Genomic DNA, 24,516 nt, shown 5'->3' on the forward strand with positions numbered 1-24,516 from the left:
GACCACACGACCCCACGGAAACCCGGACCGAACCCAACCCGGACCGGACCGACACCCCCACCGGACCGCCCCGACCCGGACCGAAAACCGGACCGGACCCGGACCCAAGCCGGACCGCCGGACCACACGACCCCACGGAAACCCGGACCGAACCCAACCCGGACCGGACCGACACCCCCACCGGACCGCCCCGACCCGGACCGAAAACCGGACCGAATCGGACGAGGACCGGACCGGTACGCCCCGGGACCATCCGGGCACGTGTGCACACCGGACGGTCGGACCGCCGGACCGGACCGCGCCGCCTGTCCGAGGCCGAGGTCGTCGAGCTGGTCCTCCCGGATGTCCCCGCAGTCCTGGCGGCCGAGGGGAACGTACAGATCACCAGGGCCCAGCTGCGGGGCATCATGCGCGCCCGCGGAATCCCGCTCGGCAATGAGCACATCGGTCCTGTCCTGACCGCGCTGCGGGCCGCCACCGCCGCCACCACATCCTCCGAAGGAGCCACCCGCTGATGAAGACGTGCGAGCGATTCACCGACCTGAAGGCCGGATACGAACGCGACATCACGTTCCTGCGCAACCACGCCGCCCGTCACGCGGGCAGCACCGCCTCCAAGTCGAGCACGCGGCACGCCCTGGCGGTGAAGCAGAACATGGCCAAGGCGCTGACCCGCCATTTCACCCGCTGCCCCCTGTGCGGGTGAGCTGCGGCCCTGCCCGTACGGCGGCCCGGACCAGCACCCGGGCCGCCGCCCTGTTCCCACGCCTCGCCTCCCGGAAGGAGCCGACTCCCCCGTGCCCTCAGCCGAGAACCCGCCCGAAGCAGAGCAGAACCAGCCTGCCGGACGGGCCGAGCGCCCCGGACGTGACCACCCTTCGACGGACAGCAACTCGCTCCCAGGAGGAGCAAGTTATCGGCCAAGACGCTCTTCCCCGTCGGGGAAGCGCGTCTTGGCCAAGCCCGCCCCAGGAGTGGCGGGAGCGGACCGGAGCCAGGGGGCACCGGTCGGCGAGGCAGCGACCGAGGGCGGATCGCAGCCGGAGGAGACGCCCGTACCGCGACGCAAACGCCGCGTCACGAAGAACGCCTCCCGCAAGCGCTCGCCGAAGCCCGCCGCCGACAAGCGCAGCTACGTGTGCAGCGTCCGCCTCAACGACGAAGAGAAGCACCACCTCGCCACAGCCGCCGCAGCAGCCCGCACGAGCCTGCCCGCATTCCTCGCCCGCAGCGCTCTCGCCGCCGCCCGCGACCCCGAGCATGCCGCCGGCGCCATCGCCGGCGAACGTGAGCTGATCTCCGAGATGTTCGCCGCCCGCCGACACCTCGGCCACGTCGGAAACAACCTCAACCAGGTCGCCAGGGCCATCAACTCCGGCGACCGCCCGGCGGACGCCCACCTCGACGCGGTGCTGACCGCCGTACGCCGGGCCACCGACCGGGTCCAGGCCGCCACCGACCGACTCCTCGAACACAGCTAGGAACACCCACCCGTCATGGTCCCCAAGATCCACAAGCGCGGGACGCGCACCATCGGCCTGCTGTACTACCTGTACGGACCCGGCAAGGCCGAAGAACACGTCGACCCGCACCTGGTGGCATCCTGGGACCACGCCGCCCCCGACCCCGGCCGCGACCCCGAGGCCACGTACAAGCAGCTGCAGCAGCTCCTCGACCAGCCCCTGGCCCTGCTCGACGAAAACGAGCGCCCGAAGAAGCACGTGTGGCACCTGTCCGTACGCAACGGCCCCACCGACCGGATCCTGTCCGACCAGGAGTGGGGCGACGTTGCCCGCCGCATGGTCGCCGCCGCCGGCATCGACGACCCCGAGCAAGACGCGGGCTGCCGCTGGGTCGCCGTCCGGCACGCCGACGACCACATCCACATCCTGGCCACCCTGGTCCGTGAGGACGGCTACCGGCCGGACCTCGACTTCGACGCCGTCCGCGTCCAGGCCGAAGCCCGCAGCCTGGAGCAGGAACTGGGGCTTCGCCGCCTCAACCCCGGTGACGGCACCGCCGCCAAGCGGCCCACCAGCGCCGAGCGCCACAAGGCCGACCGCCAGGGTCGTGAGCGCACCGCCCGCGAGGAACTGCGCGAGACCGTCCGACGGGCCGTGGCCGGAGCCGAGAGCGAGAAGGAGTTCTTCGACCGCCTGGGCGCCGCCGGCGTTCTGGTGCGCACACGCGTCGCACCGTCCGGTGACCTCCTGGGGTACACGGTCGCACTGCCCGGAGACGTCAACGCCCAAGGCAAGCCCGTCTTCTACCCCGGCTCGAAGTTGGGCCCGGACCTGTCCCTGCCGCGGATCCGGGAGCGCTGGTCCGGCCGCCGAACCGGCAGCCGGGTCTCTGACCAGACGGCGCCGTCGGGGCCCGCATCAGCGCGGCGCCGGGCGAGCACCGCGCTGTGGCAGGCGGTACTGGTCATGGACGGGGCGGACGACGGGGTCGCGGCGGCGTACATCGCGGCGGCGGGTGAGGTCCTGGACGCGCTCGCGAAGACGTCCGCCGCCCACACCCGGCGCGAACTGCGAGAAGCCGCGGTCGTGTTCGAGCGAGCCTCCCGCTCCCACGTGCGGGCCGAACGCGGTCACGACCGTGCCCTTCGTCAGGCGGCCCGTGACCTCGTCTACAGCGGTCCTGCGCTCGGGCGGGGGGAGGACGGGGCGACGACCGCGATGGTGATCGACGCCGTGTTCTTCCTGGTGACCGTGGCAGCGCACTGGCACGGAAAGCAGGCACACGCTCAGCAGGCCGCCGCGGCCCAGCTGGCTGCCGAGCACTTGCGGACGGCCTACCGGGCCGCTGCCGCGCAGCCGATGGGCGTGCTGGCCATGCGGGGCCGGTCGCTGGCTTTCCCGGTGCTGCGCCGCCAGTCCCTCCGGGTCCGGGATGCGCTGCCGTCGACGTTGGCGGAGCAGGTCCTGGCGGAAGCCGGGTGGTCGGCGCTGGCGGCGACCCTGGCCGATGCCGAGGCGGCCGGGTACGACGCCACCGCCCTGCTGGCCGATGCGGCAGCCCGCCGGGAGCTGGCGAGCGCCGAGTCTGTGTCCGACGTGCTGGTGTGGCGGCTGCGCCGCGCCGCGGACCTGCCGGCCGACGCCCAGGCGGCGCCCCTGCCCGACGGCGGCTCCGTACCATCGGACCCCGCCGGGCGGAAGGCCGGGAACCCGGCTGCGAAGGGCCCGCAGCGCCGCAGGAGGTGACCGGGCTTTCAGGAATTCGTGAGTTGCCGCAGCTGGGGGCGGTGGGGCACGCTTCATGACCCGCCGCCGTGTGCGGGGAGCCAACTCTGGGAGGGGAGCCCAAGTGTTCGGTCGCAGGAAGGCGAAGCAGGAGCGTGGGGAGCTGGGGCCGGCGGGTGTCCCGTGGCTGGCGTACCCGGAGCCGCAGTGGCTCGAGCCGGCCCAGCCGGAGCCCGGACCCGCCCCGTCCGCTCCGGTGGTGGACGACTTCCTGCCGCCGGACTTCCGGATGGACACCGACGACGAGCTGGCCGGCCGGTTCATGCCGTGGCGGCGTCCCCTGGTCGTCGACGGTGAGGTCCGCTCCTGCCCGCAGTGCGAGGCGTACCGGGACTGGGTCATCCTGTGCACCCAGGGCCGGATCTGGCTGCGCTGCCGCGCCGACCACGAGACCCTGGAGCCGCGCCTGGACGTGGCCTGGTACAACCGCAACAGCGGACCGAGCAACGGCAAGTTCGGCACGCTCGAGGAGGGCCTGCGCTCCCTCGACCACTGATCCAGCACCCGCGCCCCCGGACCCCCTGTATTCCTGCCCTGCCGCTCGGAGGAGGCGGCCACGGTCAGCCCACTCGCATCCGACCCAGGGAACCCGTATGCGCCTGCGCCCTTCCTTCATCGTTACCGGCACCTGTCTCGCCCTCTGGACCCTGATCGGCTGTTCCGCCTCGCCCTCCGGCAGCGTGCCCGCCAAGGCACAAGCGGAGACGCCCGTACCTACCGCCGGCGACCACGGAGTGCTGCCGTCGGAGCGGCTGGCGGACCGGCTGCTCACCGCAGACGATCTCGGCCCCGGCTACGCCGCCCACCCCGCCGCAACCGCGCCTTCGCCCGAGGCGTCCGTCGAGGGCTGCCCGCAGCTGGAACAGCTGGGCAACACCGCGGACAACCCGTACGCGATGTTCCCGAACCAGGGGAAGCGGGTCTTCACCGGTCCCGGCGGCACCCAGCTGACCGAGGAGCTGTACTCCGCACCGCCCAAAGACCTCTCCGCGGGTGTCGGGCGGATCATGGCCGCGATGAGCGCGTGCCCGTCGTACCAGCTGGTCACCGCCACCACCGTGGCGGAGGTCCGCACCCAGACGGTGCCAGTGCCCCGTATCGGTGACGAGCAGTGGGGGCAGGTCCTCACCGTCACCGCCTGCGGACGGCGCAGCACCGTCCAGCAGACTGTGATTCGCGACGGGGCCGTGCTCCTGGTCGTCTCCGGCAGCCCGGCGGAGGTCGCGGTCCACTGGCAGAACGCACTGACCAAGGCAACGGCCCCCTGATCCCCTGTCCCTCTCCATTCTTCTGTACGGAGGTCCCGTGACCGAGTTCGTGTCCGCCGAGGCTCTCGCCCGGCTCGCCGCGGCCGGCGATCCGCAGGTGCGGCTGATGCTGGCTCTCGCTGCCCTCGGAGCAGACTGGAAACAGATCCTTGGCGCCAGTTCCACCGGGCGTCGTGGTGAAATCGCGCTTCCGGAGAGCGAGCGCGCTACGGCGGCGTTCGCCGAGCTGCAGTCCCTGCTCGGCGCCGCCAACGGCAAGGCGGTACGCCGCTCCGGCATCCGTGCCCGTGCTGCCCATCTCACGGAAAGCCTGGCCGCAGACGGGGCTCTCCCTGCTCCGCGCTGGCACAGGCCCGGCGACCAGCCGCCCGGAGATACCGCGGGGCACGGCCGCTGACCGGTGGCCAAGGCGACCGACCTCGGCCGACCCCGCCCGACCCGCGCACAGACGCTGAGGCCGGGCGGGGTCGGTCGTTGGCAAGCATGGCAACCGGCTCCTGGAGCCGCATATCGATCAATGATCGTACTTCGACGCAAAAGGCCGACCGCCGGACCCAAGGGGGGTCCGGCCGTCGGCAGATCAGACAGTCTGTTGCACAGTGAGCTGGCCCTCGCTGCTCTCCGGCAAGGTGTGGCGCAGCACCGGTACGGGCGAGGCCACAGAGGTGGCGAAGGCCGCGACGAGATCATGTGGCGTGCTGGCGGAGAACATGGCGGCCCACAGGAGCCCGCCGCCCATCCGCGGCTCGCACCATGCCTGCCATCCCGCCGCTTCCGCCTCGGGATCGAGGACGAGCGGGTCGCCGTCCTGAATGCCCTCGTCCGGCAAGGTCGTCAAGACCATGCTGGCGGCCAGCCGCGGATCGGAGAAGGCGGTGGGGGTGTCGATGTCGCGGACCCAGCCGCCGCCCGTCAACGCGTCGAGAACCACCTGCGGTCCGGCGTAGCCGTGGGCGGGATCCGGGCGGCCCTCCAGCGCGAGCAGGAAGTCGGTGACGGCCTCGGGCGGGGTGCCGACGGAGAAGTACGCATTCCACTGGGGAAGGCTGGCGGGGGTGGCACGGGCAGAGACCGTCCACGCCACTGGCTGGTCACCCAGGAGGATGGGCTCGTCGGCCAGCACCCACTGCGCCCAGCTCAGTGCGTCCGGAGCGACGTACAGGACGGTGCTGCGAAGCACCTGCCGGGCGACATCGGCCTCGTCGGGCTCACGCCGGCCTCGGACGAGGGTGAGGCTAGTCCAGCCCGCGGCAGTGAGGTGGGAGCCGACTTGGTCGGCCAGGAGGCCATCGTCGCCGGCGAGATGGCGCGGGGTGACCCAGAACGCGGGTAGAGAAGAGGAATCAGGGGGCGGGGGCAGAAGTGCTCCTTGTGGTCAGGGGGTGCTGCGGCTCGTATCGTCGTCGGAGACGGCGCGCAGCCGCCGTCCACGGGTCGGCGGCTCGACCGGAGCCATCCAGGTAAGGGCCTCGGCGACCGGCCTGGGCAGGTTCCCGTATTGCACCGCCTCCGCGTCCTCGGCGAGATAGACGACCGGTCGCCCGTCCAGGTCCGCGCCCACGATCACGGTGCCCATCTTGTGGGCCATGGCGAAGAAGGGGTTGATCGCGAGCCGTACGCGGGCGGATGGGTCCGCCGTGGACAGGTGCTTCATCAGGTCGGCGACGGTCATCTCGGCGCCGGGCTCGGGCAGAGGGGCCACGGTTCTCCTTACGGGTGGAAAGCGCTCTGGGGGGTGCGGATGGGCGCCGCGTGACCTCCGGAACAGACCACGGAGGGACGGGCGAGCCGCTGGAAGACAGGAGGCGCGGGTCCCGTCCTCCAGGCGGCGGCATGGTCACTGCTGCCGTCGCGCGGTGGCGAGCACCTCGGAAACGGTAGCGGCCACGAGCCGTGCCGGGGTTTGCGGGTCGAAGACGACACGGTAGCCGGGAACCTTGGCGGTGCCGGTGACGGCCAGGACCCAGCCCTCGTCCTCGGCTCCGGGCCGCCCGTCGGGAAACCAGCCGAGATAGAGCCGACCGTCGGCCGAGGAGATGTGGGTGTCGGCCCGGTCGTCGACGATGAGGGTGAAGTCGCCATTCGCCTCGGGGAAGCAGTCGATGACCTCGGTCGGCTGACCGGGCCCCAGAAGCCAGCTATGCAGTCGCAACTTCTCGATCGTGGTACGGAATCCGGCGTTCGACAGCTCCACGGTCACAAGCATCACCTCTCTGACCTGGGACAACTCCGAGTCGGGGGAAGATCGTCTAGGTTGACATGCACCGCAACGTTGCACCAGCCCTTGCGGGATCTTTCCTGTCTGCCACCGGCGAACTGGCAACGCCACCCAAATGTGGGATCGACAAGCCGACGAACAGAGCACCGCACCGGACCGGACCTCAGTTCCAGGCCCTCATCACACCGACTGAGCGAAGTCAGTGGGGGTGTATCACTCGACGAAACGGATCAACGGCGTTTACCTAGGTTGGGAAGGCCACCGGAGACCACCTTGCGGAGGGATTTCTCCGCGTCTTGCATGTCTCATGAGACGGTCTGCCCCCTTCAGCTCCCGTACGACTACGGGTACTTGAGCATGTCGGGTGAGGGGATCCTCCGACGGAGGTTGAGACAGGCGCACCCGAAAGTGGTGGATAGCGAGATCCATCCGGACGGCCTAGCTGCGGCACGCGGCGGTGGAAGCCGCGAGAGACTACACAGCACGCCTCGGTAGCTGACGAACGCGGGAGGAGCGTGCGACTTCTGCCCGAACGCGATGTACGGCATCGAGTCGCCGCCGGTGGTGTGGGCCTTCCCGGCCGGGCAGGCCGAGCAGTCCGCCGAGCTCGTCCGGGCTCGGGCATCAGGATCGGCCTGCCCATCGGGGCGATGCTCGGGAAGGCGTGCGAGCGCTGCCGTCGGGATATCAAGGCCAGCCGGTGGGGCCGATCTGGCCGGCGAGTGCGGCTATCCGGAAGGCAGCAACGGCTCCCTGGCCTGGGAGGGCTTCCGGGTGGCCCGGCTTCCGGGCCCCGGCTACGCCTGGCCGCTGGTCCCGCACAAACCCCCCACCGTGCACAAGAAGGCGCGCGACGCCTGGGAGAAGGGGAAGCTCGCCTTCGACGACCACGTCCGCGAGCGCCTGGAGCACGCCGCGCTCCTCGTGGAGATCGACAGGCATCTGTACGTGCTCTGCGGCCAGGACGGCGACGATACCCGGTTGATCGAGACCGTCGGCGTGGAGATGGTGGCGCCGTTCAGCTTCCACCTGGAGGGCCGCAGTGTCCGCCTCACCTGCTCCCGGCCCAGTCGTAGCCGCTCGAGCGGTTGACGAACGCGCCGCCCGGCCGGGGCGGCGGTGGGACACTGCCGCATTGTCGGGATTCGCGCGGGACAGGAAGCAATACGGCGACCGACTCGTGTACGAGCCGCTGGAGAGCAAGCGGGCCCGCTACCCGCCACCTAGGCAAGGCGCTCGGCTGGGATACCCCAGCCGAGCGCCTGTCCGCGCTGCTCACAGCCTGATCCACAGCCCTCACCGGGGAGGATGTTGGCCCCGCGCGCTCACGCCGACGCGGCCCGGATGCACCTTCACGCACTGCGGAGATCGGAGCCGTGGACCTGGAGACGTCGCCGCGGGACCCTGCCGGGGCGCACCTGGCCTCCGTTGAGCTTCCCAGCCCTGGTGTCGTTTTCCTCAGTGGACGAGCTTGTCCAGGCAGTCGCGGTAGGTGTCGCGTGCCGGGCGCACCGCCTTGGCTGCCTTCGTCAGCTCGGTCCGTGCGGTGTCGAGGTCGGCCTGGCGGGCCTCGACATTCGGTGCCTCGGTGGCGGAACGCGCCGTCTCAGCGTCCGCACGCAGCGACTTGACGTACCCCCCTGCCAGCCTCGCCCCATAACCGTTCTGCTCGCCCTCATCCTTGAGCGCCTTCTCGGTCGCGTCGGCCAGCTTCACCGCGGCATCGGCACTGGCGGCCGCATCGTGCTTCCAGACGGCCTCGGCGAGCACGGACTGCTCAGGGTGGATCGTGTAGGCGACACTGCGCGTCCTGTCTGAGCCATCCCGGCTCAAGGCGTTGTCCAGCGCCTCGCCGAGCCTTGCGAGGCGGTCGAGCTTCGCCCGGTCGGCCTTGGCGCGGTCGAGGGCTTGTTCGGCTGCCGTGACCTTGGCCTCGGCGTCCTCCTGGTGGTTCTGCGCGTCGAGGTAGGCGATGTTCTTCTTCGTGCACGGCGGGGCCTGCGGCGCGGCGAACGCCTGGGACGGAGCGAGAACGGCCAGGGCGGATGCCGCGAGAAGGGCGGCGGTGGCTGTCTTACGGATCTTCACGGAGTAACCCCATGATCGACTGGGCGGATTGCAACGTGATCAACGGCACCGGCACCACCGGGAAACCGGACCCCAGATACGAAGAAACGTTCCAGGAGTAACCGTTCCCGGGACGGCTCCCATGCCCGGCTCCCGACGGCTGGACAAGCAGGGAGGAAGGGAGCTCCGGCTGAAGCCTGGCGGCGAGCAGGGTGGAGCGTCACCATCGCCAACTCGTGGCACACCTCGCTGGTGGAGTTCCGTGAACCGCACATCGCCATGCCGTACTCAACGACCAGCCGCCGCCCAGGTTGCCGACCTTGCCGCACGCCGGGCCTGAGCGGGCGGCCCAATCACGGCCTGTCAATACTTCTGACGGCAAGACCGGTTTCCTGGTCCGTTCCTACTCGGATCCGGGCTCCAGCTTGTGGCCTGCGCCTGCGCAGCAGCCGTCGGTGAACAGCGGGCCAACCGCGTTGGGTTTCAGAGGGTGAGAAGGCTTCGCAGCGCGAGGCTGGTGCCTACGGTGAGGACGGCGAGAGCGGTGAGGAGGGGCGTGTAGCGGGTGTAGCGGCGCAGGGAGGGCAGGCGGCGTTCGGTCATAGCCGCGAGCCGGCTTCCGCCGCCTGAGAGCAGCAGACCGGCAGCGGTCAGGGTGAGGGTCATGCCGAAGCCGTAGCCGACGACGAGCAGGACGCCGAAGAAGGTCCGGCTCAGTGCGATGGCGCCGAGCAGGACGACGAGGGCCGACGGGCTGGGTACGAGACCGGCCGCGAGTCCTACGCCGAGGAGCGCGGGGAGGCCGGTGCGGCGTGGCCGCTTCCCCTCGCGGGGATCGGTCTCGGGCGCATGGTCGCCGTGGCTGTGTGAGTGGCCGTGTCCCTCCCCGTGCGCATGAACGTGAGGGTGGTCGTGGTGATGGTCGTGGCCGTGGCTGTGTCCGTGGTGCCAGTGTGCCGGTGGGCGTCCCGACCGCAGGGCCCGTGCCGCCGTCACCGCCAGCGCCACCCCCAGTACCGCGATCACCGCGCCGCTGATCGCACCCAGCCGCTTGGGTATGGCGCTTGCCCTCGGCTCGTTTGCGGTCGTAGAAACGGCGGGATTCCTCGGACCGTCGGATGCTGAACAGCGCGGAGGTGTAGAGCACGCGCTGGAGCCGTCGGTTGTATCGCTGCGGGCGTCGCAGGTTGCCGCTGATCTTGCCGGAGTCGCGCGGGACCGGGGCGACGCCGCCGAAGGCGGCGAGGCGGTCGGGAGTGCCGTAGACGGCCATGTCGCCGCCGGTGGCGGCCAGGAACTCGGCGCCGAGGATGGTGCCCAGGCCGGGCATGCTGGTGATCACGTCGAAGTGTCGGTGGTCGCGAAACCGGGTCTCGATCGGCCCCGGGAACCTCATCGGGTTCCGGGGCCGGTGATCGTTCTGGTGTGTCAGTTTTCGTCGGTGCGCCGGTGCTGGCTGGTGCCGGTCTCGCTCTCGTCGTTCTTAGGGCGGCGCGCGGCGTAGACGGCGCCGCCTCCCGCTGCGAGGAGAACGCCACCGGTCACCAGGAGCCACCAGTTGGTGGTGTCAGCGCCGGTGTGGGCGAGGGAGCCTTCGGGCTTGTGGTCGGGTGTGGTGGGGGTCGAGGTGGCGGTGCCGATGTCCGGGCTGCTGGAGGAGGATGCGGTAGCGGTGGGCTCCCCGGTGCCGGTTGAGGACGAGGTGGTCGGCGTGGGCTGGGCGGTGGGGTCGCCGGTGGGCTTGGCCGTCGGCTTCCCGGTCGGGTCCTCGGTGGGCTTGGCCGTGGCCGTGGCCGTGTTGGTCAGGGCCGCGGTGGTTTCGGCGCCGGGCTTGGCCGTGATTTCCACCGGGGTGGTCTCCAGCCGGTAGCCGTCCGGGGCCTTGGTTTCGGTGGCGGTGTAGGTGCTGCCGGTCTTCTTGCCGACGGGGAGGGCGGCCTTGGCGGTGCCGTCCGGTCCGGTCGTGAGGGTGAAGGCGCCCTTGTCGTCCTTGGCGTCCTTCGGGGCGATGTTGACGATGGCTCCGGCCAGGCCCTTTCCGGTGGACTTGTCGGTGACCTTGAGGGTGAGGCCGGCGGACTTGTACGGGTCGGTGATCGCCAGGACCTGGGGCTCGCCGGGGGCGACGACGACGTCCTGGTCGGGGACGGTGCCCAGCAGGGGGCTGCCGGAGGCGGTCTCCTTGAGGCGTGCGACGCCGGGGGCGAGGTCGGAGAACGCAAGGGTTCCGTCGGAGCCGGTCTTGCCCTCGGCGAGCATCTTGCCCGCGGAGTCGAACAGCTGGAAGGCAGCTCCGGGGGCGGGCTGGCCTTCGGGGTCCGCCTTGACGATGCGCAGTCCAGCCTTGTCCGCCGGCGCGGGGTCGCCCTTTTCCTTGGGGGCTTCCGCGGACGGGGAGGGGGCTGCGGTGGCGGTGGTGGCCAGGCCGGTCAGGGCGGCGGTCAGGGCGAGCGCAGTGAACAGGAGGGGGCGGTGCTTCATGAGGGGTGCTCCGGGCGGGATCGTGCGGTGCGGGACGGTGTGGCGCGGGCTCCGATAGCGGGGCCCGGCAGCGCGGGGGTCAGCTGGGGGCGTCGCCCGTTCGGCGGCGGCGGTTGATCAGGTAGAGGCCGCCGCCTGCGGCGAGCAGGGCGGTGGCTGCGCTGGCGAGCCAGGTGGTGGCGTCGGCGCCGGTGTGAGCGAGGGATCCGGGCGGCGTTGTCGGCGGGGTGGTGGCCGGGGGTGTCGCGGGCGGGGTGCTCGGGCTCGGCGGCGTGGTCGCGGTGGGCTTGTCGGCGAGGGTGACGGTGACGTCGGCGCCGGGCGGGGCGGTGAACGCGATCGGTGCGGCATCGAGTTGGTAGCCGTCGGGGGCCTTGGTCTCGCCAGCCCAGTAGCGGGTGCCCGCCTTGAGCGTGACGTCGAGGGGGACGGTCGCGGTGCCGTCGGTCCCGGTGGTGAGGCTGGTGATCACCTTGCCGGGGGTGTGGTTGCCGGTCTTGTCCGTCTCGTCGGCGCGGATGGCGATGACCGCGCCCGGCAGGGTCTTGCCGGTGTTCTTGTCGGTCTTCTTCACCGACAGGCGGGCCTTCTTGAACGGGTCGACGAGGTCGAGGGGGTTGGCCTGGGCGGTGCGTCCGGCGGTGATCGTGATGGTCTGCTCGGGGATCAGGTCGTGGATGGGGCTGCCGGAGGAGGTCTCGCGCAGCCGGTAGGTGCCGGCGGGGAGCTTGTCGAAGACGAGGTTGCCCTCTTCGTCGGTCTTGCCTGCGGCGATCTGCTTGCCGTAGGAGTCCAGGAGCTGGAACTCGGCGCCGACCAGGCGGGTGGCTTCCGGGTCCTTCTTCCGGATCGTCACACCGCCGGTGGCCTCGCTAACGGTGATGGCGGCGGAGTCCTTAACGCTGGTGGTGCCCCCGGCGAGCACCATCCGCTGGGCGGCCGGGTTTTGGGGTGTGAGGACCTGCAGTCCGATGGCGGGCAGTCCCTCGGCCGTCGCGGTGACGCTGGCGGTCCCGGGCTTCTCGGCGGTAAACTCCCATGCGCCCGTGCCGTTGTCGTTCGTGGTGACCTTGCCGGAGGCGGTGCCTGAGCCCGACTCGGCAAGCGTGACGGCCACCTTCGGGACGGGCGTGCCGGCGGTGGTGGTGACCTTGACCGCGACGGTGACCTTGGTCCCGGCGGTGGTGGTCTTCACCGACGGCGTGATCTGGAGGGTGTAGGGGCCCGCGAGCTTCTTGGCCTCGGCGACGTAGCCCTGGGCGAGGGTGCGGGCGGTCGGGGAGACGACCGGGTACGCCAGGCGCTGCTTGCCCCGGTCACCGTCGAGGGCGTACGTGCCGCCGGCCAGGTACTCGTACACCACGGCGTCGACCGCGGCGGCCTGCGCGTTGTCGCGGGTCTGCCCGTACTTGCCGATCACGTAGGCGGCCTGTGCCAGGTTCTCCTTGGTGACGGGCTTCCCGGTCACTGAGGACGTCCAGGACGGGACCGGCTGCGGGTCGCCGTAGCCTCCGGCGTCGGCGGGGCCCTTGCGTTCGGGGTCGGCACAGTAGGTCTCGGTATCGCCGTGGACGACCGGGCCGGGCGGGCCGTAGGCGCCGATGTGGCTGGAGGCAGCGTGCCCGTCGGAGTCGGGGATGGTGTAACCGGGACCCAGGACCGCGGAGGCATCCGGGGCAGCCACGGCCGTCGCGGGAAGCAGGGTGCCCGCGGCGAGGGCGGCGACAGTCGCGGCCAGGTGCACGGGTCGGGTGAGGCGAAGGCGCATAGGGAGGAGAAGGTCCTGTCGGTGGGGAAGGGCGGTCGGGTGCGGGCGCTGGTGTGTCAGCGGGCGCGGTGGGCTGGTGACGGCTGCGGGGCAGGGCCGCGTGTAATGGGGTGGGTCACCGCGCCCGGGTGGCGGAGGTCCGCTGGTGCGGTGCCGGAGCGATGGCAGAAGGCGGGCCGGTCCGTACGGGTGGGGCGCCGGGAATCCACAGGCGTACGTATTGGTCGATCGCGGCCCGCAGCCGGGTGACGCTGATGCCGGCCCACGGCGGATGCTCGCTGCGGGTCCAGTCGGTGATGGTGCCGTACTCGCCCTGGCCCTGCCTGTATCCGTTGCGTCGGTCGCGGGTGTCGAAGGCGCCGTGGTCGGCGAAGCGCAGCACGAGGGTGTCGACGGGGCCTTGGTCGAGGTGAACGATCCGCAGACGGAGTCCGTCGTAGCGCCCGGCGTAGATCGTGGGGGCGAAGTCGATGCGCAGCCGCAGCGGGAGGTCCGGCACCGGGGCGGCGAAGTATGCGTCGCCGACGACGACGGCCTCGGGGTACGGCAGCGTGAGGTGGTCGGCGAACAGCTGCTCGGTGAACAGGGCCACAGGGCTTCCTCGTTGGTTGGTCAGCGCCGTGCGGCGGGGCGTGCGGGCAGGGCGGCGGAGGGGGTGGTGGCGGTGCTCCAGCGCGGAATGCTGCCGACCGGGACCGGGCGGACTCCGAGGCGGGGTGGGATGTCGCGGGGCGTGGGCACTGGCGGGCGGGGCGGTACGACGGGCGTGAGCTGGGCGAGGGCGGCGAGCTTGGGATGGAGGCTCTCGCGCCAGCGGGCCGCGGGAGTCGGATCGGTGAAGGCTGCCGCGGTGGCGGCGATGAGGTGGGAGGGCGTACGCGGAGTGAAGGTGATCTCCGCGCGCGTGTCCCAGCCCGCAGGGCCGGCCCACAGCTGCGTCCCGTCTTCCAGGTCGCGGCGCGTGGGGTTGATGTAGAGCCCGGCGTTGCCGTCCGGCGCAGTCAGCTCGACAGCGCCGCGCTCGGCTGCCTCGTGCTTCCACCCAGAGGCGATCAGGGGCGACACGCCGTCGCGCCAGTACAGCGACGGGGCCGCAAGGAAGCGGTCCTGGCCGTCGGCCCAGTCCTGGGCGAGCGCGGTGGTCAGGGCTGCGACGAGCTCGGGCGGGGTGTTCTGGTTGACGATCGCGGTCCACTGGGGTCCGGAGACGGCGTCCGGCGCGGCGCTGATGGTCCACAGGTCGTAGTCGTCGCCGGCCCAGCCGATCCGGATGCGGTGGTCCGGGCTGGTCACGACGAGCTGGTGCGGGCCTTCGTCGAGGTGGTGGTGGGGCCAGTGCGCGACGGGCGCGAAGCCGGCATCGCCGTGGCCGGGTGATCCGGCGAGGTATCGGGGCGCAACGTGAACGTCGCCGTCCACGGGAGTAGCGGCGGTGGCTCGGGGGGCGGGTGCGGGCAAGGGCGTCTCCAGGGTGAAAGGGGTGTCGGTCAGCGGGCGGCGAGGGCAGCGGTTGCGGCGAGGATCGGGCGGGGCGCGATCGCGGAGGGCAGGACGATGTCCGGCCTGCGGATGGCGGCCAGGTCGGCGAGGACCTCGCGCTTGGCCTGGGCGCGCAGGGCCGGGGTGAAGACCTCCGGCTCGAGCCTGCCGTCCGTGGTGGCGTACGGGCGGAGCCGGGCCAGGATGCGGGCGGCGGCGGCCGGGTGCTCGGCGACGAGGCGGTCGAGGGCTGCGTCCAGGGCCTGGCTTCGCAGCTCGTGGTCGGGAGCGGTACGGCGCCGGTCGGTGACGGTTCCCGCGTACTGGCGGATCAGTCGGGTGTGTTCGGCCCGGCGCTGCCAGATGGCGACTAGGAACCGGCGCGCGTTGAGGATCTTGAAAGCGTCCTCTTCGGGCAAACCGGGGAAGTCGCTGGGCAGCGCGCCTAGGGCGGAGGGGCTGGAGGCGCGGGCCACCGGCACGGTCAGGCTGACCAGTTCCTCCAGTGCCGTGTTCCAGCGCCGCTGCAGCAGCGGGTGGCGCAGCGCGGGATCACGGTCGTTCTGGTCGCGGGCGTCGTCGGCGACGGCGCTGCGGAAGGCTACAACCCCCTTGGCCAGCAGCTGCTCTACGCCCGGCGTGCGGGGGGCGGTGAGGTGGCCGTCGGCCCAGCCTTCCTCGATGGTGTCGAAGACGTCCTTGGCGAGCGGGCGTGCGGGCAGCCCTGCGGCGACGTGTGCCTGGGCGAGGAGCTGGGTGAACCGGGCGGGGTAGGCGTGGGCGAGCCAGCTCCGGGTGGTGGTGACCGTGTCGGTGGACGGGCTCTCCGCGGCGGCGTCGCGCGTACGGTCTTCGGCTCGGCGCAGCGCGTCGGTTTCCCGGTGAACCTGGTGGCGGGCGGTGCGTACCTGCCGCAGCTGGCGGGAGGTACGGGCGGCGCGCGGGTCTCGGCGGTAGGTCATCCGCTCGACGGCGACCTGCAGGTCGCCCTCGGCGAAGGTGAGCGCATCGCGCAGGTCGTGGAGGCGGTCGGGAGCGTGGAGGATGTCGTGCTGGGCGGGGCGCAGGTAGCCGGCGGCGTCGGCCATCGCGGCCGTCACCAGGTGATCGAAGCGGTCCTGCAGGTAGTCGGAGAAGGCCGTGTCGTCGAAGTCGGCGACTTCGCGCAGGCGGAGGCGTCGGTGCTGCGGCTGGAGGGAGTCGGATGTCGCGGGCATCGTGGTCCTTTTCGAGGGGTTGGTGGCTGGGGGCGGTTCAGGCGGGGACTGGGCGGCGGGTGGCCGGATGGGTGCGGAGTTTCGCGAAGGACACGGCAAGTCCTGCGGTCTGCAGGACGGCGCAGGCGGTGATGCCGTGGCCGAGCAGGTCGGGCGGGGTGAGCGCGACCAGGGCTCCGGCAAGGGGGAACGGAGCGAGGAGCAGCAGGATGATCAGGCTGAGGGTGCTGCCGAACACCTCGGCGGGGATGAGGTGGGCGCGTAGGGTGCGCAGCACCACGGTCATGCCCGCCTCGCCGGCCATCAGGAGCGCCACCAGGATCAAGAAGGTGGTGTAGTTGTTGGCGGCGGCCAGAGCCAGGCAGGCCAGGGAGGCTAGGCCGGCTGCGGTGGCGCCGACCGGCCACAGCCCGGCCCGGTCGATCGCAAACCGGGCGAGGGCGACCATGGCCAGGGAGGCCACAGCTGCGGCCGACCAGACGAGGCCGACCTGGCTGCTGGTGCCGCCGAGCTGCTGGATGACCAGTACGGGACCCGCGGCCTGCACGAGGCCGATCGCGGTGTTCGACAGCACCAGTCCGACGCACAGCCAGCCCAGAGCGGGCAAAGAGCGCAGGGTCCGCCAGCCGATCCGAAGGCCCTGGGCGACGGGGACCGGGGCGTCCTGGGGCCAGGCGGGGCGCTGGCGGGGGGCCAGGGCCGCGCCGAGCAGGGAGCACGCGGCGATGGTCAGGAGCATGCCTGTGGCACCGGTGTACTGCAGCAGGACACCGGCCAGGGCCGGGCCGGCCAGTGTGGCTCCTTGGTCGATACCCAGCAGGACGGCCTGGACGCGGTGGGCGTGGCCTCCGGCGTCTCGGCTCGCGGCGCCGCCCGCGGTCTCGGCCGCGATGTAGGAGAACTCCGTGAGGACGCCGGTCAGCGCGGCGAGCAGCATGACCGTGGCGATGGCGGGGGTGCCGCCGACGGTGGGGAGCACGAGCGCGGCGGCCAGGACGACGAGCGCGCGCAGGACCGAGGCGATGCGCAGGACCCGGGTGCTGCCGAAGCGGTCCACGGCGGCGCCGGCGAGGGCGAACGCGCCGAGGCGGGGCACCCATTCGAGCATGAAGGCGATGCCGGTCAGGGTGGCCGAGTCGGTGACGGCCAGGACGAGCAGCGGGATGCCGTACGTGCTCATCGCGAAGGCGCCGGCGTCGGCAGTGCGTGGGACGTAGACGCCTCGTACGGGTCCGAAGGCGGGGACGCGGACGTGTCGGCCGGTGGGTGGCCGCAGGGCGGCGTGCTTGGGAGGCATCGTGTTTCCGGGGAAGGTGGGACGGATACGTTCGGAGGCCAGACCGCCGGGGTGGTGACCGTCAGGCCAGATGGCAACACGCCTTTAGTGGCCGGGGCCGTGAGCGGGCGCAGGGATCGCGTCGTGCGGGGCCGGGGGGCGTGGCCGGGAGCGGCGCGGGCGCCGGTGGCGGCCCAGGCGACGGCCGGGGCCGAGCTTGGGGCGGGCGACGATCAGCACGGTCAGCACGGTGGCGGCGCCTGCGGCGGGCAGGGCGGCGAGGACCTGCGGGCTGTGCGAGAGGGCTCCGGCGAGCGCGGTGCCGGCGGCCTGTCCCGTGCCAACGGAGAGGATCAGCCAGGCGTACGCCTCGGTGGTGCGGGAGGCGGGGGCCAGGACGTCCACCGTGTGGAAGCCATTGGTGATGATCAAGGTGAGGAACAGCCCCGGTATCCCGGCGAGGGCGACGGCCGCTCGGGGGCCGGGGTCGGCCAGCAGGGGCAGCCAGCCGAGAAGGAACAGGGTGCTGGTGGCCATCAGTTGGGTGGTTGTGGTGCCGGGCCACGTTCTGCGGGCGTAGACGAGGCCGCCCAGGAAGCTGCCGGTGGAGAACGCGGCCGGCAGTACCCCCGAGAGCGTGGCGATGTGGTGCGTGGCGGCCATGTCCGCGGCCCAGACGTTCATCGCACCGAGCGCGAACCCGGTCCCCGCGAGTGCGGTGAACAGCAGGACCAGGCCCGTGGTCATGAGGTGTCCGGTGCCCGAGGGCCCGTCTGCGGCTGGGCGCCAGTACCGCGACGGGGCGGCGCTCAGGACGATGGCCGATCCCGCGAGCCCAAGCGCCGCGGTCGCCCACAGGGCGGTTTCGGGGCTACGTGCGGTCGCCAGCCATGAGGCGAGCAAGGGGCCCACGATGTAGAGGAGCCCTTGGGAACCGGTGTCGAGGGCCTGCACGACGCGGCGCCGCCCGGCATCGGGCAAGACCGTCGGCCACAAGGCGCGAAGGCCGGCCTCCAGCGGTGGGGTGATCAGCCCCGCGAACCCCACGACCGCGGTCACGGCCACCGACTGTCCGTCCGCCCCGATGAACGGGAGCGCCACCAGGCAGGAGGAGTTGAGCAGGACGGCCGGAACGGAGACGCGGGTCTGCCCGTACCGGTCCATCAGCCGTCCCTTGACCGGCTGCGAGAGCCCCGAGGCGAGCCCGTAGATCGCGGCGAGGAGTCCGGCGAAGGCCAGCGATCCGCCGCCCGCGGTGATCCACAAGACCAGCGAGACGGGGACCATGCCGTTGGGCAGGCGCCCGATCAGGGTGCCCCCGAGCAGGCGGGCCACGTACCGGCTGCCCAGTACGGCCCCGTACGTGGCCGATGGAGCGGATGCGGTCGAGCAAGCGGTCAACGGGCAGGGCTTTCCGTCAGGGCTCAGCGCCAGGGCGCCGGGAGCGAAGGGGATACCGGCGGCGGGCGGCCGGAAGGTGGCAGTGGGCGGCGGGGGTTCATCGGCTCGGACCGGTGGTGGCTGCGGAGAACAGCTCGCCGGGCCGCCAGGCGGTGGCCGGGGCGGGGGCCGGCGGCTGGCGCACGGCGACGGCCTGGCTGGTCTTTCGGGCCTGGTGGGCTGCCCACTGCCCGGAGCGGGCGGCAGCCGGAATGCGGGGCGTGCCCCACACGGGGTGGGTCTCGGCGTCCGAGAGCGGGCGGGCGGTGGCCCACGTCGACAGGGCCCGGTAGATCGGGGCGAGGGCCTGGCCCGGGGCCGTCAGCTGCAGGGAGGCCACGTCATCGCGGGAGACGGAAACGATGCCGTCGTCGATGAGCCGCCGGATCGGCGAGTAGATCGCGCTCGGACTGTGGTCGGCCATCGCCTCGGCGGAGAGCGCGGCCATGGTCGTGGTCCCGCGGGCCTTGAGCGTCCACAGCAGCACGGTGGCGTGCCGGTGGCCGATCACGGCAACGGTGTCCTCGGCGTTCTGCGCGGCCGAGATCCGTTCCGGCTCGGTCTTCCCGGTCACGCGGTTGAGGACGAGGTTCTTCTCCAGGTGCGCATCGCCCCAGCCCGCCAGGGCGGTCAATGACGGCATCAGTTCCCGACCGCGGGTGGTCAGCCCGTAGGTGACGTGCAGGCGGGTCTGGGCGGTGCGTTCGACGAGTCCGGCATCGGACAGCGCCCGCAGCCGGGGGTGGAGCTGGCCGTCGGCCAGCCACGGCAGGTGCTCCTTGAGCTTGGTGTAGCGCAGCGGGCCAGGCTGGGAGGCCAGTGTCATCAGCACCCACACGCTCCAGCGCGGCGCGATCATCTCCAGCGCCTCGGCAACGCGGGGCAGGTCGGTCGAGGGCAGGCGGGCAGCAGCCAAGGCGGGAACTCCAGACGGACGGGGATGGTCGAGAAGAAGGGGGGTCAGCGCGAGCGGGCGGGCTCGGTGGGCGCGGCCGGGGGCGGGGCCGGTGTGACGGCCAGGGCCTGGGGCGCAGCGGATGCCTGGGAGGTGACGTCGTGGACACGGACCAGGCTGTTCAGCACGTCGCCGAGGACCTGGGCGTGGGAGTCGCGGACGGTGACGGCGTGGGCCAGGCGGCGGGTGGCGTCGGCGATGTGCCCAAGGTCCACGGATTCGATCGCGCGGTCGGGGTGAGTCAGCCGGTGGAGCTGCTCGGCGTGGAAGGTGACGGCGCGGTCGGCGTACTGCAGGGCGTCGAAGCTGTTGAGCAGGGCGTGCCGCATGCTGCCGGGCGCGGCGTCCGCGGCAAGTTCGGCAACCGGGCGGCCGTAGAGGGCTTCGATCCGCTCGCCCGCAGCTCGGGAGGCAGCGTACGGATCGGGCACTCAGCCTCCCCGGACCGCCGCTCCGCCTCCGGCCCCCGCAGGGACCGGCGGGAGACTGCGGCCCACGGTTGCCGGCCGGACCGGAACCGGTGCGGCGAGCGGGCGAACTGCTGGCGGTGGCATCGCCGCGAGCAGCTTGTCCAGTGCAGTCCGGTACCCGCTGCGCGCTGCCAGCGCCGCCTCCAGCCACTCGGCGTCGAACCGCAACGCATCGGAACTCAGCAGGTCCAGCTCCGCGTCGGGGGCCATCGCCGCGTGGACACGGTCACGTACCCGTACGACCTGCGCCTCGGCCAAGGCGAGGAAGACGCGCAGCTCCAGGGCCCGGACCAGGGCCGGCGAGGCTCCCGGGCGCACCGCCCGCTCGTGGAGCTCGTCCAGCGACCCGCCGAACACGCCCTCCAGGCGGGCGTCCTGGGTACTGGACCTGTGTCCGTCGGTCATCGCGCACCGCCCCGGATCCGCGCGGGCTGGGCCGGAACGGGGGTGGGCAACGTGGTCGTCACCCGGGGCCCGAAGCGCTGCTCGATGCGAGCCATTTCAGCAGGGGCCTGCAGGAGGAATCGGAGCGTGATGGCCCGGCCGTCGCGGGCGGCAACAGCGTGGTTCACCCGGTGGGCCAGCTCCATCACCGGGTCGTCCAGCTGATCCCCGACCGCTGTATCCAGCGCCGCGACCAGCGCGTCCTCGACATTCTCCAGCACCTGCTGGGCCTGGGAGAGCAGCCCGTACCAGTGGACCGCCTGGGTGGCGCCGGGGTGAGCCTGGGGGGCGGCGTGCACGGCCTGGGTCAGTTCGCTCATGGCGAGGCCGAACTGGGCCTCCATCCGGGCGGCGAACAGGCCGAGCACGTCACCGTCGAAGACGTCGGGGATGTCGGACACGAAGGGGAGCTCCTGAAAGAAGGGAACGTACGGGCGGGTCAGTTCAGGCGAAGGCCGTGGTCAAGGCGGAGGGCACCGTCATCGACCCAGCCCGTGATGCCCGAGGCGGTGGTGACGTGCAGCCAGGCGCCGTCGGTGACCGAAGCCGTGAACGGCTCCCCGCGCCGCAGCACACCCACGGCCGTGGAGTCACCGTCGGCACGGGCATGGACGGCGACGGCGAGCACCGGCTCGGCCCGCAGAGCCGTACGGGGCGCGACGGGGCGGAGTACCGCAGCGGCGAAGGAACCGGATGGGGCGCCGCCCAGGACGGTGGCGGTGATGGACGCGGATGTGTAGCACACGGCGGATGGCTCCAGACCAGGCAGAACAACAGGAAGTGACCGCCCTCAGCGGGTCGGTGGTGTTGCAAAGGGTCCGGAGAATCCCCGGTTTCCGAAACCGGGACTTCGCCGCTATATTGAGCGCCGCCGATCCGCTGAAACGCGGCCGAGCGGAGATCGTGTTCAGCGGCCGTGTGGCCGTCGAGAGGTCTGCGGCACGGGTGTCGCCGAGGCACTGCGGACCGGGCTGCGGCGTGCGGTCGGAGCCGGCGGCGGCAACGCCGGGGCCTCCTCGTCCGACCACGCCTCCCACCAATCAACCGCGGCGTCGTACGTCTCGAACCCGCCTTCCCGCAGGGTGTGGGTGTTGGAGTCCCAGTCGAACCTCTCCAGCAGGATCCGGAACTCCGGCACCGCCTGCGGGGCAAGGGAGCGCAGCATCACCACCGTCTCCACGGGATCGCGCATGTCGGCGGTGTAGCTGGCCAGCAGTGCGAAGTGGTCACCGTCGCCACGGACGCGTGCTTCCAGGGCCCGGGTCACCTCGTCTGCGGGGTCGTGCACACCCTCCGGCGGGCTCAGCGCATCCGAGGGGCAGCCGCGGGCTATCAGGTACGACTGGGCCATCGCGTACAGCGGGAGCTCCTTGAAGTCGACCTCGAAGGTAAGGGCGCTCAAGTCACGGAAGACGTGAACGGCTCGGAGCTGCGGGCTTCCTGGAATGCCCCAGGTAGCTCCCTCATCCAGGAGCACGAAGTAGCTGTCGGTGTCCGTGCGGTACTCGCCGAGCACCTTCAAAGAGGAGATGCCTACATCGCGGCGGTGCTGCTCGTGCCCGTCGTCAGCGGGCTCGAAGCCGTCAAGTTCGTAGTCGGGTTCGTGAAGAGACACGTGGGGCGGGCTGCTTTCTGCATGCGGGAGAGGGACGTACCGCGTGCACCTTGCGGTCAGTGGTGTCGGGCTGGTGCCGGCCAGGCTCCGGCCGGGCGGGCGGGCACAGGGGCGGCCATGGCCGGGGAGCGGCGGGTGCCGAGCAGGGCGGTCCTGCCGGTGTCGGTCAGGGCGACCGGCTGGCCGACGGTCAGAGCCCGGGACGTGTCGCGGGTGACCAGCCCGTGGGCCTCCAGGCGCTGGAACGCGGGAAGTTCGACGAGACGGCCCTGGACGGTGCGGACCGAGACCCGATGGGTGAGGAGGTGTTCGCGCATCGTGCCGCCGCCGGCGAGCGAGAGGAGCGCGGCGAAGTCGCGGGGCGTCAGCTCCTCGTCAGCGGGGGCGGGGGCCGGGGCGACGGCCTTGACCGCCTCCAAGGCGGCGGCGACACCCTCCTGCAGCCGGTCGCGCGCAGCCGTGGCCTGGGCCAGGTCGTGCACGGTCCGGCGCAGGCGGTCCAGGAGCGGGGCATCCACGGGGTAGCTGCCGGAGGACAGGCGCATCAGCACGTTGCGGTGGTAGGCGACCGCACCCTCGGCCGTCACCAGGTCCCGGTGTACGGCAGCGAGCGCAGCTCGCTCGGGCGGGAGCAGCCCGCTCACGTGGTCGTGGTGCAGGACGGCCAGGTCGCCGACAACTTGCTCGATGGCGGCGTCCAGGGCAGTTGCCGGGGATTCGCGGACGGTCACGACGGCCGGCAGTCGCAGTCCGCCGGGATGGCGGCCAGCAGGGCCGAGCGGCGGTAGGACTTGCGGCGACGGCCGTCACCGTGGGTGATGTCGCGGCTGGCCACTTCGTACGGGCGCAACAGGGCGGCCAGGCGGGTCTGGGTGAGGTCGGCGTAGGTCCAGCGGCCCTCGGCGATGCCCGGCAGGGTGCGCAGCTCCGCGACGAGGTCGGCAGAGGACAGCGCGTCCGGGCTGCCGTATCGGGCGAAGGCGTCCAGGCAGGCGGCCAGGATGCACGGGGCGGAGAAGGCGGAGCCCGCGTTGTCGGCGGGGCGGCCGAGGGCGGTCGGCGGCTGCTTGGAGTCGGTGCACGGCGGGCAGCAGCTGTCGGCGCTCAGGAGGTGCGAGACCTGCTGGCCCGCCTTGGCGTGCTCGACGAGCAGGTTGCTCAGGTCGTCGAGTTCCTGGTCCTGGGCGGCGTCGGTGGTGGGCTGCGGTCGGCTGGCCCAGTCGCTCAGTTCCGCCTCCAGTTCCAGCTGGCGTTCGAAAGCGTCCAGCAGGGCCTGGTGGCGCGGCTGCGGGGCCGGGCGGGGCTCGAGGAGGGTCGTCATCAGAGCCTGGATCAGGGAGGTGGACTGGGCGGTGAGGTTGGTCATCGCGAAGGACCCTTCGGGGAAGTCGTGGTGATGCGGGCGGGCACGGGAAGTCCGGGGACCGGGAAAGCCGGGGCCGCAGGCGCCGTCGGGACGGCAGGGCGCGGGCGGACTTGCGGAGAGAGGGAGCGGGCCGCGTGCGCGCGGGGCCCGGCCGCGGGGCGGGGGCGGCCGACGCGGGCCCGGACGGTGTCGTAGATGTCGTGCTTGGCGCGGGGGCGTACGGCGACGACGTGGATGTCGGTGGGGTGGCTGGACCCGGGCGGGGCCGGGCGGTGGGCGTAGACGATGCGCCACTCGACGCGGGAGCCGAGGTAGAGCTTGCGGTACCCGGACAGCTCCCCGGTCAGCTTGCCGCCCCTCACCTCGGCTCGGACCACGTCATGAATGAGGGCGAGCCCCAGGTCCCGCATGTCGCCCGGGGCGGCCAGCAAGTCGTTCAGCGCCTCGGGGTGGAAGGACAGCCCGTACGCCGCCGGAGGCTGCGGTGGGTGGGTCACGTGGCGGCCCCGACCGGCAAGGATCCGGCGTCGGACTGCTGGGTTTCGGCTTCGCGGGCGGCGGACTTCGCGGACGGGCCCGGGCCGCGCAGAAGGCGGTGCTCCGGACGCTCCGGGTCGGTCTGGCAGGCGCTCAGCGGACCCCCGGGGGCGCGGACGTAGGCCAGGCAGTGGGTGAGGTAGTCCCGGTGCCACACGGCCATGCCGCTGAGGCCGGCCTCGGGGTCCTTGTGCTGCTGGTAGGCCAGCCACAGCGCGTGCAGCCACGCAACGACGTCGAGGTGTTCCTGCCACTGGTCGCACCAGGGTGCGGCCGTGGTGATCTCGGCGCCGTAGACGTCCATGAGGTGGTCGTCGACCCAGTCGGTGAGCGCGGCCAGTTCGTCCTCGAACTCCTCGCCCTCCAGCTCCAGGATGGGCTTGGGGTCCGGCGGCGGGGCCGGGGCGGCGTACGAGGGCATGCCGGGGAATCCCGCGAAGGGCATGCTCGCGGCCATCGGGTCGGCGGGCGGGGCGGAGGCCAGCGTGTCGATCAGGCGTGCCTGCTCGGCCGACTGGTCCAGCAGCTTGCGCACCGACGCCTCGATCGATTCGAGGTCGCCTTCCGGCAGACGGACCGGCTCTATTTCCCCGCCATGGCGGGGGTCAGCAGATTCGGACACGAAAAGGGTTCTCCTTGCAGCCGGGGCCGTGGATTCAGTGGCTCC

The 24,516-nt window shown here is 72.0% G+C and carries 30 protein-coding genes and 1 pseudogene; 8 read left to right on the forward strand and 23 right to left on the reverse strand.

Features of this window, described 5'->3' with window-relative positions; all coding sequences use genetic code 11:
* Nucleotides 1–263: 263 nt before the first annotated feature.
* The 7 genes from ACGFYQ_RS08785 (at nt 264) to ACGFYQ_RS08815 (ending at nt 4,913) form a co-directional block, all read left to right on the forward strand.
* Nucleotides 264–515 (forward strand): hypothetical protein, encoded by a 252-nt coding sequence (locus tag ACGFYQ_RS08785; RefSeq protein ID WP_393741446.1) that lies wholly within the window; start codon nt 264–266, stop codon nt 513–515.
* The gene (locus ACGFYQ_RS08790) at nt 515–706 is read left to right on the forward strand and encodes a hypothetical protein (RefSeq protein ID WP_136222873.1); all 192 of its coding nucleotides are present in this window, start codon (nt 515–517) and stop codon (nt 704–706) included. The genes ACGFYQ_RS08785 and ACGFYQ_RS08790 overlap by 1 nt, the downstream gene beginning before the upstream one ends.
* Nucleotides 707–953: 247 nt before the next feature.
* Nucleotides 954–1,481: a plasmid mobilization protein gene (locus tag ACGFYQ_RS08795; RefSeq protein WP_393741449.1), complete on the forward strand. Its 528-nt coding sequence runs from the start codon at nt 954–956 to the stop codon at nt 1,479–1,481.
* 15 nt (nt 1,482–1,496) lie between these two features.
* Nucleotides 1,497–3,209, forward strand: coding sequence for a relaxase/mobilization nuclease domain-containing protein (locus ACGFYQ_RS08800; RefSeq protein ID WP_393741451.1), 1,713 nt, complete (start codon nt 1,497–1,499; stop codon nt 3,207–3,209).
* Between the two features lie 103 nt (nt 3,210–3,312).
* The gene (locus ACGFYQ_RS08805; RefSeq protein ID WP_393741453.1) at nt 3,313–3,744 is read left to right on the forward strand and encodes a hypothetical protein; all 432 of its coding nucleotides are present in this window, start codon (nt 3,313–3,315) and stop codon (nt 3,742–3,744) included.
* A gap of 97 nt (nt 3,745–3,841) precedes the next feature.
* Nucleotides 3,842–4,516 carry a hypothetical protein gene (locus ACGFYQ_RS08810; RefSeq protein ID WP_393741455.1) on the forward strand — a complete coding sequence of 225 codons (675 nt, stop codon included), beginning with the start codon at nt 3,842–3,844 and terminating at the stop codon, nt 4,514–4,516.
* A 37-nt stretch (nt 4,517–4,553) separates the two neighbouring features.
* The gene (locus tag ACGFYQ_RS08815; RefSeq protein WP_393741457.1) at nt 4,554–4,913 is read left to right on the forward strand and encodes a hypothetical protein; all 360 of its coding nucleotides are present in this window, start codon (nt 4,554–4,556) and stop codon (nt 4,911–4,913) included.
* 183 nt (nt 4,914–5,096) lie between these two features.
* On the opposite strand, the gene ACGFYQ_RS08820 is transcribed toward ACGFYQ_RS08815, so the two are convergent.
* From ACGFYQ_RS08820 to ACGFYQ_RS08830, 3 genes are all read right to left on the reverse strand, one after another.
* Complete coding sequence (locus ACGFYQ_RS08820) at nt 5,097–5,696, reverse strand: DUF317 domain-containing protein (RefSeq protein WP_393741459.1); 600 nt, start codon at nt 5,694–5,696, stop codon at nt 5,097–5,099.
* A 195-nt stretch (nt 5,697–5,891) separates the two neighbouring features.
* Nucleotides 5,892–6,188, reverse strand: a complete 297-nt coding sequence (locus tag ACGFYQ_RS08825; RefSeq protein WP_393742117.1) for a hypothetical protein — start codon at nt 6,186–6,188, stop codon at nt 5,892–5,894.
* A gap of 165 nt (nt 6,189–6,353) precedes the next feature.
* On the reverse strand, nt 6,354–6,722 hold the full coding sequence (locus ACGFYQ_RS08830) for a DUF317 domain-containing protein (protein ID WP_393742119.1): 369 nt from the start codon (nt 6,720–6,722) through the stop codon (nt 6,354–6,356).
* A gap of 786 nt (nt 6,723–7,508) precedes the next feature.
* Between ACGFYQ_RS08830 and ACGFYQ_RS08835 the strand changes: the two genes are divergently transcribed.
* Nucleotides 7,509–7,826: a hypothetical protein gene (locus ACGFYQ_RS08835; protein WP_393741461.1), complete on the forward strand. Its 318-nt coding sequence runs from the start codon at nt 7,509–7,511 to the stop codon at nt 7,824–7,826.
* Between the two features lie 366 nt (nt 7,827–8,192).
* On the opposite strand, the gene ACGFYQ_RS08840 is transcribed toward ACGFYQ_RS08835, so the two are convergent.
* From ACGFYQ_RS08840 to ACGFYQ_RS08935, 20 genes and pseudogenes are all read right to left on the reverse strand, one after another.
* Complete coding sequence (locus ACGFYQ_RS08840; RefSeq protein ID WP_393741463.1) at nt 8,193–8,822, reverse strand: hypothetical protein; 630 nt, start codon at nt 8,820–8,822, stop codon at nt 8,193–8,195.
* 462 nt (nt 8,823–9,284) lie between these two features.
* Entirely contained in the window at nt 9,285–9,827 is a 543-nt protein-coding gene (locus ACGFYQ_RS08845) for a hypothetical protein (protein ID WP_393741465.1), read from the reverse strand.
* Between the two features lies 1 nt (nt 9,828).
* Nucleotides 9,829–10,179, reverse strand: a pseudogene (locus ACGFYQ_RS08850) (IS110 family transposase); the annotation flags it as partial.
* A 50-nt stretch (nt 10,180–10,229) separates the two neighbouring features.
* Nucleotides 10,230–11,282 (reverse strand): collagen binding domain-containing protein, encoded by a 1,053-nt coding sequence (locus ACGFYQ_RS08855; RefSeq protein WP_393741467.1) that lies wholly within the window; start codon nt 11,280–11,282, stop codon nt 10,230–10,232.
* A gap of 79 nt (nt 11,283–11,361) precedes the next feature.
* Entirely contained in the window at nt 11,362–13,050 is a 1,689-nt protein-coding gene (locus tag ACGFYQ_RS08860) for a collagen binding domain-containing protein (RefSeq protein WP_393741469.1), read from the reverse strand.
* Nucleotides 13,051–13,165: 115 nt separating this feature from the next.
* Complete coding sequence (locus tag ACGFYQ_RS08865) at nt 13,166–13,642, reverse strand: hypothetical protein (RefSeq protein ID WP_393741471.1); 477 nt, start codon at nt 13,640–13,642, stop codon at nt 13,166–13,168.
* A 20-nt stretch (nt 13,643–13,662) separates the two neighbouring features.
* Nucleotides 13,663–14,469: a DUF317 domain-containing protein gene (locus ACGFYQ_RS08870; RefSeq protein ID WP_393741473.1), complete on the reverse strand. Its 807-nt coding sequence runs from the start codon at nt 14,467–14,469 to the stop codon at nt 13,663–13,665.
* Between the two features lie 68 nt (nt 14,470–14,537).
* Complete coding sequence (locus ACGFYQ_RS08875; RefSeq protein ID WP_393741475.1) at nt 14,538–15,746, reverse strand: hypothetical protein; 1,209 nt, start codon at nt 15,744–15,746, stop codon at nt 14,538–14,540.
* A gap of 37 nt (nt 15,747–15,783) precedes the next feature.
* Nucleotides 15,784–17,043, reverse strand: coding sequence for an MFS transporter (locus tag ACGFYQ_RS08880; protein ID WP_393741477.1), 1,260 nt, complete (start codon nt 17,041–17,043; stop codon nt 15,784–15,786).
* Nucleotides 17,044–17,127: 84 nt separating this feature from the next.
* Complete coding sequence (locus ACGFYQ_RS08885; protein ID WP_393741479.1) at nt 17,128–18,423, reverse strand: MFS transporter; 1,296 nt, start codon at nt 18,421–18,423, stop codon at nt 17,128–17,130.
* A 97-nt stretch (nt 18,424–18,520) separates the two neighbouring features.
* Nucleotides 18,521–19,378: a helix-turn-helix domain-containing protein gene (locus ACGFYQ_RS08890; protein WP_136222849.1), complete on the reverse strand. Its 858-nt coding sequence runs from the start codon at nt 19,376–19,378 to the stop codon at nt 18,521–18,523.
* 44 nt (nt 19,379–19,422) lie between these two features.
* Nucleotides 19,423–19,848 (reverse strand): hypothetical protein, encoded by a 426-nt coding sequence (locus tag ACGFYQ_RS08895; RefSeq protein WP_393741482.1) that lies wholly within the window; start codon nt 19,846–19,848, stop codon nt 19,423–19,425.
* Nucleotides 19,849–20,292, reverse strand: a complete 444-nt coding sequence (locus tag ACGFYQ_RS08900; protein WP_393741484.1) for a hypothetical protein — start codon at nt 20,290–20,292, stop codon at nt 19,849–19,851.
* Nucleotides 20,289–20,732, reverse strand: a complete 444-nt coding sequence (locus ACGFYQ_RS08905; protein ID WP_393741486.1) for a hypothetical protein — start codon at nt 20,730–20,732, stop codon at nt 20,289–20,291. The genes ACGFYQ_RS08900 and ACGFYQ_RS08905 overlap by 4 nt, the downstream gene beginning before the upstream one ends.
* 38 nt (nt 20,733–20,770) lie before the next feature.
* Nucleotides 20,771–21,076 carry an SH3 domain-containing protein gene (locus ACGFYQ_RS08910; RefSeq protein WP_393741488.1) on the reverse strand — a complete coding sequence of 102 codons (306 nt, stop codon included), beginning with the start codon at nt 21,074–21,076 and terminating at the stop codon, nt 20,771–20,773.
* Between the two features lie 162 nt (nt 21,077–21,238).
* Nucleotides 21,239–21,946 (reverse strand): hypothetical protein, encoded by a 708-nt coding sequence (locus ACGFYQ_RS08915; RefSeq protein WP_393741490.1) that lies wholly within the window; start codon nt 21,944–21,946, stop codon nt 21,239–21,241.
* 56 nt (nt 21,947–22,002) lie between these two features.
* The gene (locus ACGFYQ_RS08920; protein WP_393741492.1) at nt 22,003–22,677 is read right to left on the reverse strand and encodes a hypothetical protein; all 675 of its coding nucleotides are present in this window, start codon (nt 22,675–22,677) and stop codon (nt 22,003–22,005) included.
* Entirely contained in the window at nt 22,674–23,312 is a 639-nt protein-coding gene (locus ACGFYQ_RS08925; RefSeq protein WP_393741494.1) for a DUF3631 domain-containing protein, read from the reverse strand. Before ACGFYQ_RS08925 ends, ACGFYQ_RS08920 begins: the two co-directional genes overlap by 4 nt.
* Nucleotides 23,309–23,809 carry a hypothetical protein gene (locus ACGFYQ_RS08930; protein ID WP_393741496.1) on the reverse strand — a complete coding sequence of 167 codons (501 nt, stop codon included), beginning with the start codon at nt 23,807–23,809 and terminating at the stop codon, nt 23,309–23,311. The genes ACGFYQ_RS08925 and ACGFYQ_RS08930 overlap by 4 nt, the downstream gene beginning before the upstream one ends.
* A complete protein-coding gene (locus ACGFYQ_RS08935) occupies nt 23,806–24,471 on the reverse strand; it encodes a DUF4913 domain-containing protein (protein ID WP_393741498.1) in 666 nt (221 codons plus the stop codon). The genes ACGFYQ_RS08930 and ACGFYQ_RS08935 overlap by 4 nt, the downstream gene beginning before the upstream one ends.
* Nucleotides 24,472–24,516 lie beyond the last annotated feature (45 nt).

The sequence above is a fragment of the Streptomyces sp. NPDC048258 genome, from assembly GCF_043201995.1.
GTDB lineage: Bacteria > Actinomycetota > Actinomycetes > Streptomycetales > Streptomycetaceae > Streptomyces.